Source organism: Campylobacter sp. JMF_08 NE1 (assembly GCF_027737875.1).
In the GTDB taxonomy this organism is placed as follows: Bacteria; Campylobacterota; Campylobacteria; order Campylobacterales; family Campylobacteraceae; genus Campylobacter_B.
The window spans coordinates 366,440-382,893 of the sequence record NZ_JAOVUC010000001.1; the positions used below are offsets into that span (position 1 = coordinate 366,440).

Genomic DNA, 16,454 nt, shown 5'->3' on the forward strand with positions numbered 1-16,454 from the left:
TTTATGAATTTTTACCTTGTTTTTATCAATTTTTAACTACAATCGCAAAATTCATTTTTTTACAAAAAGGATAAATTTTGCAAGAAATCAAAGCCAAAATCGAAGCAGCCACTAGCTTAGATGAAATCGAAAAAATCCGCCTTGAATTATTTGGCAAAAAGGGCGTTATTACCGAGCTTTTCGCTCAGTTAAAGTCCGTCTCTGCCGAGCAAAAAAAGGAATTTGCAAAAGAGGCAAACCAAAAGCGAGATATTTTTTCCGAGCTAATTGGCGCGAAAAAATCAGCCTTGGAGGCAATCGCGCAAAAAGAGGCGATGAAAAAAGAGGCGATCGATGTTACGCTGTTTAACGAAAATGTCGCTAGCGGGGCACTTCACCCTGTAATGGAGACTATGGATAAGATAATTGATTATTTTGTATCGCAAAATTTCAGCGTAGAATCTGGTCCGCTAATCGAAGATGATTTCCACAATTTCGAAGCGCTAAATTTACCGAAATACCACCCAGCGCGTGATATGCAAGATACATTTTATCTAAATTCAGGCGAGCTTTTGCGCACACACACTAGTGGCGTGCAAATCCGCACAATGGAGAAATTCAAAACTCCGCCAGTGCGTATGATAGCCCCGGGTGCGGTATTTAGACGCGATATGGATTTGACACATACGCCGATGTTTCACCAAGTAGAGGGTTTAGTCGTCGAAAAGGGCGCAAATGTGAGCTTTGCAAATTTAAAATACATTTTAGAGGATTTTTTGCATTATATGTTTGGCGATGTCAAAGTGCGATTTCGCCCTAGCTTTTTCCCATTCACCGAGCCTAGCACAGAGGTTGATATTAGCTGTATTTTCTGCGGCGGATCGGGCTGTCGCGTCTGCAAACAAACTGGCTGGCTAGAAGTGCTAGGAAGTGGCGTGGTAGATCCAAATGTGTTTAAAGCGGTAAAATGGAGCGATGTGAGCGGATATGCCTTTGGGCTTGGGGTCGAGAGATTTGCTATGCTACTTCATAGAATTCCTGATTTGCGCTCACTTTTTGAAGGCGATATTAGATTATTGGAGCAATTTAAATGATAATAACGAAAAATTGGTTACAAGATTGGATTGATTTAAGCGAAGTCTCATCAGAAAATTTAGCCCTTACGCTAAATTCGATTGGTTTAGAGGTCGATGCGCACACTCGCATGAATATCCCAAATTTGGTCGTCGTGGGGCTAGTTAAGAGCAAAAGACGCCACGAAAATTCAGACCATTTAAATGTCTGCGAAGTCGATGTGGGCGAAAAAACGCTCCAAATCGTGTGCGGAGCCAAAAATGTCGATGCGGGGCAGTTTGTAGCAGTAGCACTCGTGGGAGCGAAGCTTCCTGGCGGATTGGAGATCAAACCAGCCAAACTTCGTGGCGAAGAGAGCTTTGGTATGATTTGCTCATCGACCGAGCTTGGGCTTCCTAAGACCTTTGATGGGATTATGATTTTAGACGAAAGTATCGGCGAGCTAATCCCTGGCAAGGCGTTAAATGAGTATGAAATTTTCAACGACGACATAATCGAGATCGAGCTTACTGCAAACAGGGGCGATTGTCTTAGTATTTTGGGTATCGCGCGAGATCTTAGCGCTGGGTTAAATTTAGCGTTGAAAGAAAAAGTCGAGTTCAAAGACCCTGAAAATGCCCCAGGAATCGGCAGAATTCTAAATGTCCATACAAACGCCGAAAGCAACGCGAGATTTTCGTTTCGCGCCTTTGAAGCAAAGAAAAATTTCGGCCTTTCCTTTAAACACATTTTGCGCCTTGCAAATGCTGATTTGCTAGGCTCTTGCGCTGTGCAAAACTATCTAAGCTATGTTACGCACGCGACGGGAGTTTTGCTAAGGGCGTATGATTTCGAAAAAATCGCTGGTGGGAGCGAAAAAATTTCACTTGATATTAAACAGCTACAAAACGGCGAATTTGGCGTGTATTGCGGTGAAAAACTGTTAAGTATCGCTGGAATTTGCCAAGATGAAAATTTCAAAGCCTGCGATAACACAAAAATCGCAATCATCGAGGCAAACTACACCAAACCACTTGTCATCGCAAAAGCCATAAACGAAAACAAAAGTCTAAAAGGCGACGAGCAGGTTTATCGCTCATCTCGTGGTAGCGAGCCAAGCCTTGGCGTGGGCACGGATCTTTTATTTCGCATTTTGGGCGAAAATCCTTCGATTTTGCCGTATGCTGGCGCGCAAAGAATTTCGAGCGCGTATGAGCCTGTAACGATTAGATTTAGCGACAAAGAGATTAATAAAATGATTGGCGCAGATATTTCGCGCGATCAAATCGTAAAAATTCTAAAAAAACTAGGATTTGATATCAGCATAGAAGCCGATTTCATCAACGCCAAAGTTCCGCATTTTAGGCACGATGTGCTAAATGCACACGATATTTGCGAGGAAATCGTGCGAATCGTAGGCATTGATAATATCGCCTCAGCACCGATGAAATTCGAGGAAAAAACACGCATAAACGAAACTTATATAAATTTGCAAAATTCACGCAAAGTGCGCAAAAAAGCGGCTGCTTTGGGATTTTTCGAGTGCGTGCATTATGTCTTTGACGATAGCAAAATTTTAGCCTCTCTTGGATTTGCGCCGTGCAAAAAAGAGATTTTAAACCCAATCAATAGCGAGTTAGACGCGCTTCGTCCAACGCTGATAAATCATCTTTTGGCTTCATCTGAGCGAAATTTGAAAAATTCGAAAAAAAGCGTCAAACTTTTCGAGCTTGGCACGGTTTTTGACGCTGAGGGCGTGCAATCGCAAAAACTGGGATTTGTCGCAAGCGGACTAAAAAACGAAAGCTCTATCGCAAACGGCGCGAAACCTGCGGCTGTGGATTTTCTATACTTTGCGGGATTAATTCAAAGCGTGATCGGTAAATTTAGCGTGAAAATTCCAGAGCAAAAAATCGGCTTTTTAAGCGAATTTGAACAAGCCATAATCGAGCAAAATGGCGAAATTGTGGGCTTTATAGGGCGCGTAGATGGCGATGTGGAAAAAAGTCGCGATTTAGAGAAAACATATTTGTGCGAGATTGATTTTAAAAAGCTAAAATTTGAAAGAATCATGGCAAATGCTTATTCGAAATTCCCTAGTATTTCGCGCGATTTAAGCATTTTGGTGCCAAATGACCTTAGATTTGAAAAGATTAAAGAGGTTATAAGCTCCCTTAAAATCGACGCTTTGAAGGAATTTTTGCCGACTGATTTATACAGAGACGAAAGCCTAAAAGATAGCGCGAGTTTGACAATTAAATTTAGTTTCCAAGACGATAACAAAACCCTCGAAGATGACGAAGTAGCGGGCTTTATGGATAAAATTTTACAAGCATTAAATCAAAATTTAGGATTAGAATTACGATGAGAATTTTCGCTCAAAAATCGCCATTAAATGCCGAAATTTCAAATATCGGCTCGGATAAATCGATCTCTCATAGAAGCGCAATTTTTGCGCTTTTATCGGATAGGACAAGCAAAATTTCAAATTTTTTGCTAGCCGAGGATACGCTAAATACGCTAAAAATCGTAGAGGCTCTGGGCGCAGAGGTCAAGCGAGTGGGTGCCGAAATCGAAATCACGCCAAAAGGCGCGATAAAAGAGCCAAATATGCCATTAGAGTGTGGTAATTCTGGCACTACGATTCGCCTTTTTATGGGGCTTTTAAGCTCGGTTAAGGGATTTTTCGTCCTAAGTGGTGATAAATACCTAAACGAGCGCCCAATGCGCAGAATAGGGGGTCCCCTAAGCAAAGTAGGGGCGAAAATTTATGGTCGCGATAATGCGAACAAAGCTCCGATTGCAATCGAGGGAAATAAGCTTGAATATTTCGAATTTGATAGCAAAATTTCATCTGCTCAGGTCAAAACCGCTATGATTTTAGCCGCCCTTAATAGCAATGGTTGCAAATTTAGCGAACCTGAGCTAAGCCGCGATCACAGCGAAAAAATGCTAAAAGCTATGGGAGCGGATATTAGCACAAACGGCCTTGAACTGCGTGTAGAGCCACTACGCGCGCCACTTAAACCGCTTGAAATTTTCGTGCCAAACGATCCAAGCTCGGCGTTTTATTACGCTGTGGCAGCCTCGATAATCCCAGGCTCGCATATCGTGCTAAAAAATATGCTTTTAAATAAAACTCGCATAGAAGCTTACGAAATTTTAAAGAAAATGGGCGCGAAAATCAGCTACAAAAAAACCGATGAAATTTACGAAGAAATCGGCGATATCGAAATTTCTTACGCCCCGCTTCACGCCGTAGATGTTAGCGAAAATATCCCGTGGATGATAGATGAGGCCCCAGCCCTAGCCGTGGCGTTTGCCTGCGCGCAGGGCAAAAGCACCCTAAAAAACGCAAAAGAACTTCGCGTCAAAGAGTGCGACCGCATAGCTGTCATGGTCGAGGGATTAAAGGCGTGTGGCGTGAAAGCTAGCGAGCTAGAAGATGGCTTTGAAATCATAGGCGGTGGAGAAATGAGTCCAGCAATCATCACGCCTCATGGCGATCACAGAATTGCGATGAGCTTCGCTATTTTGGGGCTTAAATGCGGTATGATGATAGAAGATGCCAAATGTATCGCGACATCTTTTCCGAATTTCAGCGAAATTTTAAAACAAATCGGAGCTAGCGTTGAGGATTGAAATGGCCAAAAGCTACGGCTTTTGCTTCGGGGTAAAAAGAGCGATTAAAATCGCAGAAAACGCGGGCGAAGCCTCGACGATAGGCGAGCTAATCCACAACGCAGAAGAGATCAACCGCCTAAGGCAAAATTTCGGCGTAAAAACCCTAAAAGACGCTAGCGAAGTAAGCGATGAAAAAAAGCTCATAATCCGCACACATGGTATCCAAAAAGAGGATTTGACGCGCCTAAGAGAGCAAAATAAAGAGCTCATCGACGCGACCTGCCCCTTTGTGACCAAACCACAGCAAATCGTCGAAAAAATGAGCGATGAGGGGTATGATATCGTGATTTTTGGCGATAGCAACCACCCAGAGGTAAAAGGGGTGAAATCCTATGCTAAGGGCAGGGTTTTTGTGGTTTTAGAGCCGAGTGAATTGGACGAGATTAAGCTAAATTCAAAGGTTGCAGTAGTTTCGCAAACTACGAAAAAAATCGAAAATTTTGTCAAAATCGTGGATTATTTAATGCAAAAATCGCGCGAGGTGCGTATTTTTAATACTATCTGCAACGCAACGCTAGAAAATCAAGAAGCAGCCGCCGAACTTGCCAAAAAAGCCGATATTATGATAATCGTGGGTGGCAAAAATTCATCAAATACAAAGCAACTTTTTTTGATTTCGCAAAGCTTTTGCAAGGATAGTTATTTGATCGAAAACGAAGACGAAATCGAGCAAATTTGGTTTAAAAACAAAAATTTATGCGGGATTTCGGCAGGGGCTAGCACGCCTGATTGGATTATCAAAAAAGTCGTTGAAAAAATCGAAAAAATATCAAAATTTTAAAATTTCATCTCAAATTTAACATATCAAAATTTAAAAAAATTTAGTTGATTAAAAGCAAAATTTAGGTAAGATTTAGTTTTTAGCATTTTTGTTAAAAATGTAAATAAATTTAAAGGAAGCTTTATGGCCGAGGTGAACGAGAAAGTTCAAAATCACGCAGATGAAGATTTTGCGAAATTGTTAGAAGAGTATGACAACCAAAAATCACACGATGAGGTAGTCACAGGTAAGGTTATCGCTGTTAAAGACAACGAGATTTTCGTAGATGTGGGTAGAAAGCTAGAAGGAGTTTTGGATGTATCCGAAGTGAGCGACGCCCAAGGAAACTTGTGTGTAAAAGTAGGTGATGACATTAAAGTCGCGATAATCGGAAGTAGAGGTGGTCGCCCGGTCGTATCATATAGAAAAGCTATAAAAAAAGAAAAAGTTAAAGCATTTATCGATTCTTACGATGAAAATGCAGAAAATGTATATGATGTCAAAATCGTCTCTTTTAACAAAGGCGGTTATGTTTGCGTTAGCGAAGATGATGTCGAGTTTTTTATGCCACGCTCTCAAAGTGCGCTTAAAAACCCAAATGGCGCTATCGGCAAGACTTTTAAAGTAAAAGTTCTAAAAGTAAATGAAGATGAGCTAAGTATCGTGGTTTCACGCAAAAAATTGCTTGATGAGGACCGCAAAGCTAGCAAAGAAATCATCGAAAAAATCGTAGCTACTGAGGGTGTCATTGAAGGCACTGTTAAAAAAATCACAACTTATGGTATGTTTGTCGATGTAGGTGGCGTAGATGGTCTAGTTCATTACAGCGAAATTTCATACAAAGGTCCTGTAAATCCCAGCTCGCTTTACAAAGACGGCGACAAAGTCCCAGTCAAAGTCGTTAAATACGATAGCGACAAAAAACACCTATCTCTTTCAATCAAAGCTGCAATGCCAGATCCTTGGAACGAGATCAAAGACAGCCTAGAAGTCGGCGACACAATCCGCGTAAAAATCAGCAATATCGAGCCTTATGGCGCATTTGTTGATTTAGGCAACGATATCGAGGGATTTTTGCACATTAGCGAAATTTCATGGGATAAAAATATCAAAAATCCAAAAGACTTCATCAGCGAGGGCGAAGAAATCGATGTAGAAGTCGTAGAAATCAACCCAGATGAAAGAAGACTAAGAGTAAGCCTTAAAAACTTGCTTCCAAAACCATTTGATGAATTTTTGGCAAAATACAAAGTCGGCGATGTAGTAAAAGGCGCAATTACAACAATTACAAATTTTGGTGCATTTGTTAGAATCGACGGCGTAGAGGGTCTTTTACACAATGAAGACGCTTCTTGGGATAGAAATGAAAAATGCAAAAATTTATTCAAAATCGGCGATGAACTAGAAGTTAAAATTATCAAAATCGACAACGACACACAAAAAATTTCACTAAATCGCAAAGAGCTAGGCGATAGCCCGATTAGCGATTATGCGAAATCTCACAAACAAGGCGATGTCGTAAAAGGTAAAATTCGCGATATCAAAGATTTTGGAATCTTCGTAGAGTTAGAAGGTGGCGTAGATGCGCTACTTCGCAAAGAGGATTTGGGCGATAAGAGCGCAGATGAGATCAAAATCGGCGATGAAATCGAAGCTGCGATTGCATTTATCGACGAAAAGAAAAATCGTATTCGCCTAAGTGTTCGCAGACTAGCTCACCAAAAAGAGCGCGAGCTTTTAAACGAAGTAAATAGCGATGACGAAAAAATGACTTTGGGAGATCTTATTAAAGATCAACTAAAATAACCCCGCTTGCAAGGCAGTTTTGCCTTGCAACTCCACATACAAAATAGGAGAAATTTATGAAAACTGTAATAGTTTGCGACGCAATCCACAATATAGGTTTTGAACTTCTCTCAAAAGAATCAGATATCCATGTAATCGACGCTACCGATGTCCCAAAAGACGAGCTTTACGGCATGCTTGGCGATGCAGATGTAGCAATCACTAGAAGCTCGACTGCGGTAGATGAGAAATTCTTAAATTCAGGAACTAATCTCAAAGCTATCGTGCGCGCAGGCGTGGGCGTGGATAACTGCGATATTGACGGCTGCTCTAAGCGCGGAATTATCCTTATGAATGTCCCTACGGCAAACACAATCGCCGCTGTGGAGATGACTATGTGCCACCTGCTAAATGCCGCCCGCAAATATGTAAATTCGTGCAATGATTTGAAAATCAATCGCATTTGGAAACGCGAAAAATGGTATGGTACCGAGCTATACAAAAAAAGCCTAGGCATTATCGGCTTCGGAAATATCGGCTCTCGCGTGGGTGTGCGCGCACTTGGCTTTGGTATGAGTGTCATCGCGTATGACCCATATATCGATCCAGAAAAGGCCACGAAACTAGGCGTGAAATACACTACGAATTTTGACGATATCCTAGCGTGCGATTTCATCACAATCCACACGCCAAAAAACCGCGAAACTATCAATATGATTGACGAGCCACAAATTGCGAAGATGAAAGATGGTGTGCGCCTCATAAACTGCGCGCGCGGTGGATTATACAACGAAGCAGCCCTAGTAAAAAACCTAAAATCAGGCAAAATCGCATATCTAGGCATAGATGTTTTCGACAAAGAACCAGCCACTTCACATGATTTCTTAGATATCGAAAATTTAACCGCCACTCCGCACCTTGGCGCAAATACTTTGGAATCACAAAGAAATATCGCAGTCGAGGCCGCTGAGCAAGCTATCAGCGCAGCACGCGGTATCAGTTACCCAAATGCGCTAAATTTACCAATCAAAGCAGAAGATTTGCCAGCTCAAATTGAAGCGTATGTGGATTTGATATCAAAAATGGCATATCTAGCCGCCCAAATCAACAAAGGTCCGATAAAATCTATCAAAATCGAGGGCAGTGGCGAGATTTCGCAATACCTAAATTCAATGCTAGTTTTCGCTATCGTGGGCGCACTACACGATAGTTTGGGCGATTCGCTAAATTATGTCAATGCAAAATTCTTAGCCGATGAGAAGGGTATCGAGACCGAGTATAAAGAGTGCGTGGGCAGTATCTACAAAAATGAGATTGGCGTTACGATTATCACAGACAAGGACACTTCGAGCGTCGTAGGCACGGTCTTTGACGGTAAAGAGGGTCGCATAGTCAATGTCAATGGATTTAAAACTGACTTCAAGCCAAAAGGCAAGATGATAATCTTCAAAAACACCGATGTTCCGGGCGTCATCAAAAACATAAGCACGATTTTAGCCGATGAGAATATCAATATCGCTGACTTCCGCCTAGGCAGAGGCGAGGACGGCAACGCACTAGCCGTGATCTTAGTCGATTCTCAGGTGCAAAAATCAGTCCTCGAAAAACTCGCTAAACTCGACACTTGCCTCATGGTGCGCTACGCATCGCTATAAATTTAGTCAAAATTAATGTGGGGGTTATAATAAGATTTTATTATAACCCCAAAAGAAAGCAATATGATAAAAAATTTAGAAATTTACGCAAAAAACTCAGGCAAAACCCGTGATAATATCGCTTATCGCATGGCGAAATTTTGCACCTTGGCACTTAGTGCGCAAAGCTTCACTCTTAGCGAGCTTAGCAAAGAGCTAGGCGTGGGCGCAGATACGCTCAAACGCGATATGAAGACGCTACAAAATCACGGATTCGAGTTTGCAAAGAGTGGTGGCGAAATCCGCGCAAACTGCGCAAACTGCGTTGGGGGGGGTTTCTAGATACCTGCTCGCTTAGTCTAGCGCGAAATTTAGGTGTTAGCGAGATTTTCCCTAGCTTTGGAAGCGAAGAAATCACAGACCTGCTAAACGGCGTTTATAAAATCGACGCCAAATTTGACAAATTTGCCCCAAATTCCACGCTCAAAAGGGATTTTGAGGAGATTTGCTACGCTATCAAAAATCACAATATTTTAAATTTCACTTACTCTGGCAAGGAGCGCACCGCAAAGCCTTATGCCTTTATTTTCCGCCTTGGGGTGTGGTATGTGCTATGCGATGAAATGAGGGTTTTAAAAACCTTTACATTTGAGAAAATTTCAAATTTAGATGTTTTGGAGCAAACCTTTTCGCCAGAAATCAAAAAACTAGCCCAAATCAAAGAAAACAAAAATCACTGGTTTTCGCAAAGCCCAGTGAGTGCGAGATTGCGCGTGGATAATACTGCGCTTGCATACCTTGGGCGCAAAAAATTTTTCATCACGCAAAATTTTATTGATAAAAATGATAAATTCGCCACACTTGCCGTAACGGCGGCGTTTGAAGATGAAATTTTAAATTTCGCAAAACTCTACCTACCATATATCAAAATCATCGAACCAGCGAATTTGCAAAGCAAATTTGAAAAAATTTTGCAAGATTATCTAAAAAATGGCGGAAATTTATGAGAAACGACAAACCTTGTCGCAAGAGTTTCGTAAAATACTATAAATTTTTACGAAAGGATGAAAAATGAGTGAATTGGTAATTATCCTAAGTATAAAGGAAAAAATAAAAGAACTAGAAGCAAAGCTATCTAAAAAAGAGGATTTGTTAGAAAAAATCAAAGAGATAAAACCTAAAATTTACGAAATTTTACGAGCGGAAGTGTTGAGGTATTCTTGTTTGCCATACGAAACTTATATTCATATTTGCAATGAATATGGGGTTAAAATATCAATAGCCTCGACTTACGACCTTTTTGACTGGGATTATTCTGCAAGCGATTTTTACGATAAGCACGAGGAAGTTATACATGCCATCGATATATTGGCGGATGATTATCCCATAATATCAGAAAACATTAGGAGGATTAAAGAGCAAATCAGGGAGCAAATTTGGCGATTAGAGATTAGATTTCAAATAGAAAAAATATTTATTGAAATGGGATTTGAGAATATAGCAGAGCAAGAATTTTGGCTGCAAAAGTTGCGTAAGGTGCTATAAATTTTTATGAAAAGGATGAAAAATGTTTAAATTTATTTTGGGTTTTGGTTGTGGTGCAGTGCTAGCGATAAAAGCTATAAATTCACAGCGATTGTTGCAAGTATTGCTGATGAAAGATTTAAAAAAGTAAATTTTATAAAGGAAAACAATATGAAAACAATATTAAAAAATATGGAATTTATACCAGAAGAATTAGAAGCTTTGACAAATCTACCAGCGGAAGAGGTAATGAATGAATTAGAGAAAATAGCAGAAGATGAAGAGTCAATGAGTGAATTAAAGAAACATTTACAAGAAAAGGAGAAGCTATTGCAAGAATTAGAAGAAATGGAAAGACGATCTGTGGAACAAATGGAAAAAATAGAACAAATGGAACAACGATGGAAAAAATTATGTGGCGAAGATAAATTTGATATAGATAAGAAATAAATTTTTAAAGTTAAAAAGAAATTTAACTTTTTTACGAAAAACCGAAAATGTTTAAATTTATTTTGGGTTTTGGTTGTGGTGCTACGGCTGGTAGATATTTTTAACACGAAAGGAATAATTATGAAAACAAAAAATTTTATAGATTGCGACGCTCTTAAAAAAGAGATTTGGGATTTAAATTTCGGCTCAACTTTGTATATGCTTAATTGTAGCTTGCACGGAATTCCTTATCAGTGGTTTTCTTGGACTGCGCGTATTAATTTACCGCTAATAACTCCATTTCTAGCAAGGAAGCGTTATTATAAATTTGCCAAAGCAGTTGAGAGTTATAAGGTATATTTGGAAAACATGGAAGCAAAAGCTAGTGAAAATATCGGCAAGCTTCTTTGCGCGAAAAAAGAGGCTAGTGATGAAATAAATCAAAAAATTGATTTGACAATCGCACAAATTCGAAAGCTTGTCCAAGAAGTCAGAGATAGTTATCAAATACAAAAAAATGCATTTGATAATGACGATACGAAAAAAATAGCATTTGGCATTAAACTAGATTGGAGTAGCATGCAGTGGGTCAATGCCAAAATATAGCGATTTGCAAGGGCTTTGGCTCTTGCAAATTTTATTTATTACCGATGAATAAAATCAAAGTGGATTTGGCAAAGGATAAAATATGTTTTTTATAGAACCGCAAAAACGAAAGTATATATGCCCAGAATGCGGATATATTGGAGTGTGTATAAATGCCCATCATAACTGCCTGAAATGTGGTGCAGATTTAGATAAATTGAGTTCAAAAAATATCGCGGCAAAATTCTTGGTGCAATTTATAGATTGTTCGGGTATATGTCCTGTGTGTGGGGGCAGAACAGGAGAGCGTGTTGGTATTTTATTCCGCAAACGCAAAAAATGTAATTGCTTATTTAAGTCCGCAAAATTTTGAATATTCAAATATATTTGTTTTGATTACATAACACGACAAATAATCAAAATTTGAAAAAATGTGAAATTTCAATAATGGGAGGGTAGATAAAAATTACAATAAACATAAAAATACTCGGTTTATTTTGAGCGTTGGTTGTGGTGCAGTGCTAACGATAAGGCTATAAAATCACAGCGATTGTTGTGAGTATGGTTGATGAAAGATTTGAAAATTTAAATTTTTAAAAAAAGGATTTGTTTTGAGTATTGACGAAAAAAGAAACCTTGTAGAAAAACTAGAAAATTCACAAGATGAAAAGTCGATTGTTTTTTATATGGGGATTTATAATGGTGGAAAAAGTTTGCTTTAAACGCTTTTTGATAAATGAAAAAACCATAAGATGAAGTAAAAATTTTATAAAGGAGAAAATGTGAAAAAATGTGATTTGAGAATTCTCAAAAACGAAACTGAAAAAATTTTGGATTGTGTGATAGAGTTGGCACAAAAATATGAAAAATATAGCCCTAAAATCGCAGAATTCATAAAACCATTACAAAAAGAGAAAGATAAACTAGAAAGAAACGAGTATGTTATAGCATTTTTAGGCTCTGTAAAAGCAGGAAAATCAACGCTTATAAATCTATTTTTAGATAAAAATTTAAACCCTACGCAACACGAAGCCAAAACAGCCTTGCCAAATTTGATAACCTATAAAAAAGGTCAAACGACACCTATTTTGGAGATTAAAAATAATAAATTTAAAAATTTAGTTAATTTTCAAAAAAGTTCAGTTAAGGGCGAAAGTGAAATTTATGATTTCTTAAATAAATTAAACGAAGCTTTTAGAGAGTTTTTGAATGATAAAAACCAAGATGAGATTGATGAGTTTTTTAACGGTTTGGAATTTAGCGATTTTCCTAGAATTTATTTAGATTTTAATATAGGGTTTGATTTAAGCTACGATTGTGCTATTACATTTGTCGATACACCAGGAGCTAACGAAAAAGGCATTGCTACTCATTTAAACAAAATTTTTAAAGAGCAATTGCAAGAATCTTCAAAAATTGTGCTTGTTGTTGATTATACTAGCATTAGCAAGGATAGCGACAACGAGCTTATTGATGAGTTTATAGCTCAAACAGAAATAGTAAGTGCCAACCAAGAAGCATTTTTAATCATTGCAAATAAAATAGATACTCTAACGGATAAGAAAGATAAAGACGAAGAAGAAATAAAAAATAAAATTTATAAAATTTTAAATGAAAAGATAGATAAAGACAATATATTGCCATTTTCAGGTAAATTTGCCCAAAGAGCAAAGGAAGTATTAGCAGAATTAAAAAAATCTAAACCTGATTATGAAAAAATAAAACAGATAGATGAGATATATGAAGATAGTTCTAATTACGAAAATACGGCTAAAAAAGATTTAAAGCGTTCAAATTTTGATTTATTGAGAGAAAAATTACAAATTTCGTTAAAAAATACCGACGATAAAATAGTGCATTTTGCACTTAAAAAGGTAAATGGGATTTTAGAAAAAATTGGAAATTTTATAGAAATTTCTAAGGATAACAGTGTCAAAAATAAAGAAGAGATAGAGAAAAGCTTAAATGAAATTAAAAAGAACCAAAAGGGGCTTGATAAAAATTTAGATGCTACATTTAACAGATTTAAACAGGATTTAGATATTTTGTTGGAAAAAACTAGTCAAACCTTATCGAAGTATAAAACTAAAAAAAAAGATTACAATAAAAGGCAGAGTAGCAAGATAGTAGATAATTTACCGGTCTCAGACAAAGCAAAAGAGTGGTTAAAAAAAGATACAAAAGAAGTTTTTGTATCTTCTGCCCATGGTTATGAATACAATGAAGAGTTGGAGAACATTTTTAAATTTATAGATGAAACTTTTGAAAAGAGTATGTCTGAAAATGAAATCAAAAAAAAGTTAAAATCGTATTTTGAAGATAGATTAAAAGAGATTAACGAACAATTTTATAATGAATATAAAAATACATTAAATGTTTCGTGGGAAAATTTAAACGATGACATACAAAAAAGTAATCCTCAAATAGAAAATATCAGAGAAAATTTGGGAAAAAATATCAAACTAGACTTGCCAAATTTAGATGAAATCAAGTTTGATACAGATGTTAAGGTTACACAAACTCGTTCATATTGGACAGATGACGATGGATGGTGGGCAAAGATTAAAAGGTGGCTTAGACTTGGTGGTAGAACGGAACACAGCAAAACAGAATTAAGCAAAGAAAAGGCAAAAGATGAAATAATCGCTAAATTTGATAAAAATTTGGATAATATGGAAAAATATCTATCCGAATACAACACTACAACAATCAAAAATTTAGAAAATAAATTTAAAGATTTACGCGTGGAAATCGCTACATATTTAGAGATAAAAGAAAGCGAGTTTAAAGACAAAGATAGTGATGAAGATATGAAAAAATCGCAACTTAATGATTGTGAAAAGTATTACGAAGAGCTTATGCAAAGAATAAAAATATATTAGGAGAAAAATTATGAAAAATTTAAAATTAAGAGACTTTAACCATATCGATGAATATAAAATTTTGATAAATTTATCAAATTCTTACTCTATAAATTCGGATTTGATAGAAACTTCAAAAAGTAAAAGCAGTTTTAAAAGCCGTTTTAAGGATGCTATTACCGGCGAAAGCAAACGAAGACAGGATTTAATCAACGAAAATTTTGCCAACGATATAAAAAATCTTTTTGAATTGCAACAAAAAAACGAAGTTAGGGTAACTAGAATTTCTAATTACTTAATGCAGACAATTGACAGATTGGCTAATGATGAAGAAATCATAAAAAATAAATTTGCTTTGGTTGAAAACGAGATAAAACAAATAAAAAATACACTAGAAGATCATAAGGCTTGGTTGAAAAACAATACCAAAAGAATAGAATTTTTAGAAGCGAAAGATAATATTAATATAAATATATCTGATTTCAAAGCAAATATTATATACGCTGATTTTCCTTTGCCTATACAAATTTATATGATGCTTAGGAATTTAGCCGACGGCGAATTTGGCGCATTTTACGATACCATAGAAGATAAAAAACAAAACGAGTTAAAAAGGTATCTTATAAATGAAATGCAAGAAGCTTTAAGGTATAGAGGTATAGAAAAAGATGAAATAATGGTTTTAGATGAAAATTTTATCAAAAGTATAAATTTAAACGAGACAGATAAAACAGCACTAAGACTAATCTCAGCTAGACATTATGATGGACTAAAAGAGCTTGGTTTAAGACCACAAATTTCAAATTTGATTGAAATTTTAACCAAACATGATAACGAGCAAGAAATTTTAAAAAATATACAAAAAGAAAAACATATTGCAAATTTTATGACTTATGATAGGATTTTGCAAATTGCTGTTGATGAAAATTTGAGATTTTAAAGGGGCTAAAATGAAATGTGGCGTAGTTTTGTCAGGTGGTGGAGCAAAAGGTGCGTATGAAGTTGGCTTTTTAAAGGCTTTAAATGAATTTGGTATAACGACAAATGCAATAAGTGGAACAAGTATAGGTGCGTTAAACGGGGCATTGTGTTCGGCTGGTATGAGTATAGATGAAATAGAAAAAATTTGGCGAGATATTGAAAATCTAAACCCCATAGCGTTAAAAAATTTAAACGAAAAAGCAGTATTTAAAGGTATGATAAGCATAGCAGAACTTTTTGTGCTTTTTTCGCCACAGCTTAAAATTGCAAAAGGGGCGAAGTTTTTATTTACACCTGTTGGCGAATATTTTAAGAATTTACTTAAAAGTGGCGATGACGGCGTATTTAAAACAAATCAAATAGGTGGAATTTTAGAGCAATACGCACCGCCGCAAAAACTAGCAAACGGAATTCCTTTTTATACTTGTGCTACTAAAAGCGACGGCTGGAAAAGAGATTTGACTAATTTTATAATCGATAAATTTGATTATTCGAACGACGATATAAATGAATATTTTCATATACAATCTTTAAGCGATGATGAAAAAATAAATGCAATTTTGGCTTCTGCTAGTTTGCCTTTGATATTCGAAGCAAAAGAGATTTGTGGTGCAAAATACAGCGACGGCGGTATCACAGACAAAGGCAATACGCCGATAAGACCACTTATAGAAAATGAAAATTGCGATATAATCTTTGTTTGTCATCTAACAAACGGAAGTTTGTTTAATAAAAATGAATACAAAAATTCTTGCATTTTTGAAATTCGCCCTAAAATTCAGTTTGAATTTAAAGATTTAGTGGCCTTTGAGCCTGAAAAAATAAGCGAGTGGATAGAGTGTGGATATAATGACACGAAAAATGAACTTGAAAAATTAAAAGATGTGTTAGAGCAAAAAATGAGAGCCGATATGGCTGATTTGGAGCTAGAACGCGCTAAAAACCGACTATTTGGCAACAAATTTGAGTTGTAAAATGAAAAATATTTTAATCCTTTACAACCCATATTTCAAGGCAAATGTCATCGAAGAACATATAAAAATTTTGCTTAGCAAAGGCAAGGTCGCATTTGGCAAGGTTAGAGCCAAGGATAGGGATATGCAAAATTTAGATGAAGACGCCCTAAACGAAATTTATAATAGCACGAACGCAAATGCCTATTTCCAGCTGTTTTTGAGT

15 protein-coding genes and 1 pseudogene are annotated in these 16,454 nt (G+C 37.0%); all 16 read left to right on the forward strand.

The features are described 5' to 3' along the window. Positions 1–77 precede the first annotated feature (77 nt). Positions 78–1,073 (forward strand): phenylalanine--tRNA ligase subunit alpha, encoded by a 996-nt coding sequence (gene pheS, locus OFN91_RS01870; protein WP_270873048.1) that lies wholly within the window; start codon positions 78–80, stop codon positions 1,071–1,073. Continuing rightward, on the forward strand, positions 1,070–3,400 hold the full coding sequence (pheT, locus tag OFN91_RS01875; RefSeq protein ID WP_270873049.1) for a phenylalanine--tRNA ligase subunit beta: 2,331 nt from the start codon (positions 1,070–1,072) through the stop codon (positions 3,398–3,400). Before pheS ends, pheT begins: the two co-directional genes overlap by 4 nt. Next, complete coding sequence (aroA, locus tag OFN91_RS01880) at positions 3,397–4,674, forward strand: 3-phosphoshikimate 1-carboxyvinyltransferase (RefSeq protein ID WP_270873050.1); 1,278 nt, start codon at positions 3,397–3,399, stop codon at positions 4,672–4,674. Before pheT ends, aroA begins: the two co-directional genes overlap by 4 nt. Then, positions 4,664–5,497 carry a 4-hydroxy-3-methylbut-2-enyl diphosphate reductase gene (locus OFN91_RS01885; RefSeq protein WP_270865917.1) on the forward strand — a complete coding sequence of 278 codons (834 nt, stop codon included), beginning with the start codon at positions 4,664–4,666 and terminating at the stop codon, positions 5,495–5,497. Before aroA ends, OFN91_RS01885 begins: the two co-directional genes overlap by 11 nt. A gap of 123 nt (positions 5,498–5,620) precedes the next feature. Next, entirely contained in the window at positions 5,621–7,282 is a 1,662-nt protein-coding gene (locus tag OFN91_RS01890; RefSeq protein ID WP_270858329.1) for a 30S ribosomal protein S1, read from the forward strand. 56 nt (positions 7,283–7,338) lie between these two features. Beyond that, on the forward strand, positions 7,339–8,916 hold the full coding sequence (gene serA / locus OFN91_RS01895) for a phosphoglycerate dehydrogenase (RefSeq protein WP_270873051.1): 1,578 nt from the start codon (positions 7,339–7,341) through the stop codon (positions 8,914–8,916). Between the two features lie 63 nt (positions 8,917–8,979). Continuing rightward, complete coding sequence (locus tag OFN91_RS01900; RefSeq protein ID WP_270873052.1) at positions 8,980–9,237, forward strand: hypothetical protein; 258 nt, start codon at positions 8,980–8,982, stop codon at positions 9,235–9,237. 161 nt (positions 9,238–9,398) lie between these two features. After that, the gene (locus OFN91_RS01905) at positions 9,399–9,902 is read left to right on the forward strand and encodes a WYL domain-containing protein (RefSeq protein WP_270873067.1); all 504 of its coding nucleotides are present in this window, start codon (positions 9,399–9,401) and stop codon (positions 9,900–9,902) included. 64 nt (positions 9,903–9,966) lie between these two features. Then, positions 9,967–10,440, forward strand: coding sequence for a hypothetical protein (locus OFN91_RS01910; protein ID WP_270873053.1), 474 nt, complete (start codon positions 9,967–9,969; stop codon positions 10,438–10,440). A 150-nt stretch (positions 10,441–10,590) separates the two neighbouring features. Then, positions 10,591–10,869, forward strand: coding sequence for a hypothetical protein (locus tag OFN91_RS01915; RefSeq protein WP_270873054.1), 279 nt, complete (start codon positions 10,591–10,593; stop codon positions 10,867–10,869). A gap of 120 nt (positions 10,870–10,989) precedes the next feature. Next, a complete protein-coding gene (locus OFN91_RS01920; RefSeq protein WP_270873055.1) occupies positions 10,990–11,454 on the forward strand; it encodes a hypothetical protein in 465 nt (154 codons plus the stop codon). Positions 11,455–11,536: 82 nt separating this feature from the next. Beyond that, positions 11,537–11,806 (forward strand): hypothetical protein, encoded by a 270-nt coding sequence (locus OFN91_RS01925; RefSeq protein ID WP_270873056.1) that lies wholly within the window; start codon positions 11,537–11,539, stop codon positions 11,804–11,806. A gap of 409 nt (positions 11,807–12,215) precedes the next feature. Further along, on the forward strand, positions 12,216–14,315 hold the full coding sequence (locus OFN91_RS01930; RefSeq protein WP_270873057.1) for a dynamin family protein: 2,100 nt from the start codon (positions 12,216–12,218) through the stop codon (positions 14,313–14,315). 10 nt (positions 14,316–14,325) lie between these two features. After that, positions 14,326–15,234 (forward strand): hypothetical protein, encoded by a 909-nt coding sequence (locus OFN91_RS01935; protein ID WP_270873058.1) that lies wholly within the window; start codon positions 14,326–14,328, stop codon positions 15,232–15,234. 10 nt (positions 15,235–15,244) lie between these two features. Continuing rightward, positions 15,245–16,249, forward strand: a complete 1,005-nt coding sequence (locus OFN91_RS01940) for a patatin-like phospholipase family protein (protein WP_270873059.1) — start codon at positions 15,245–15,247, stop codon at positions 16,247–16,249. Position 16,250: 1 nt separating this feature from the next. After that, positions 16,251–16,454, forward strand: a pseudogene (locus OFN91_RS01945) (HP0729 family protein); the annotation flags it as partial.

Bases quoted from the DNA above. Each gene is read 5' to 3' on its own strand.
- pheT (WP_270873049.1), top strand. From the start codon at position 1,070: ATGATAATAACGAAAAATTGGTTACAAGATTGGATTGATTTAAGCGAA.
- aroA (WP_270873050.1), top strand. From the start codon at position 3,397: ATGAGAATTTTCGCTCAAAAATCGCCATTAAATGCCGAAATTTCAAAT.
- OFN91_RS01890 (WP_270858329.1), top strand. From the start codon at position 5,621: ATGGCCGAGGTGAACGAGAAAGTTCAAAATCACGCAGATGAAGATTTT.
- serA (WP_270873051.1), top strand. From the start codon at position 7,339: ATGAAAACTGTAATAGTTTGCGACGCAATCCACAATATAGGTTTTGAA.
- OFN91_RS01900 (WP_270873052.1), top strand. From the start codon at position 8,980: ATGATAAAAAATTTAGAAATTTACGCAAAAAACTCAGGCAAAACCCGT.
- OFN91_RS01910 (WP_270873053.1), top strand. From the start codon at position 9,967: ATGAGTGAATTGGTAATTATCCTAAGTATAAAGGAAAAAATAAAAGAA.
- OFN91_RS01915 (WP_270873054.1), top strand. From the start codon at position 10,591: ATGAAAACAATATTAAAAAATATGGAATTTATACCAGAAGAATTAGAA.
- OFN91_RS01920 (WP_270873055.1), top strand. From the start codon at position 10,990: ATGAAAACAAAAAATTTTATAGATTGCGACGCTCTTAAAAAAGAGATT.
- OFN91_RS01925 (WP_270873056.1), top strand. From the start codon at position 11,537: ATGTTTTTTATAGAACCGCAAAAACGAAAGTATATATGCCCAGAATGC.
- OFN91_RS01935 (WP_270873058.1), top strand. From the start codon at position 14,326: ATGAAAAATTTAAAATTAAGAGACTTTAACCATATCGATGAATATAAA.
- OFN91_RS01940 (WP_270873059.1), top strand. From the start codon at position 15,245: ATGAAATGTGGCGTAGTTTTGTCAGGTGGTGGAGCAAAAGGTGCGTAT.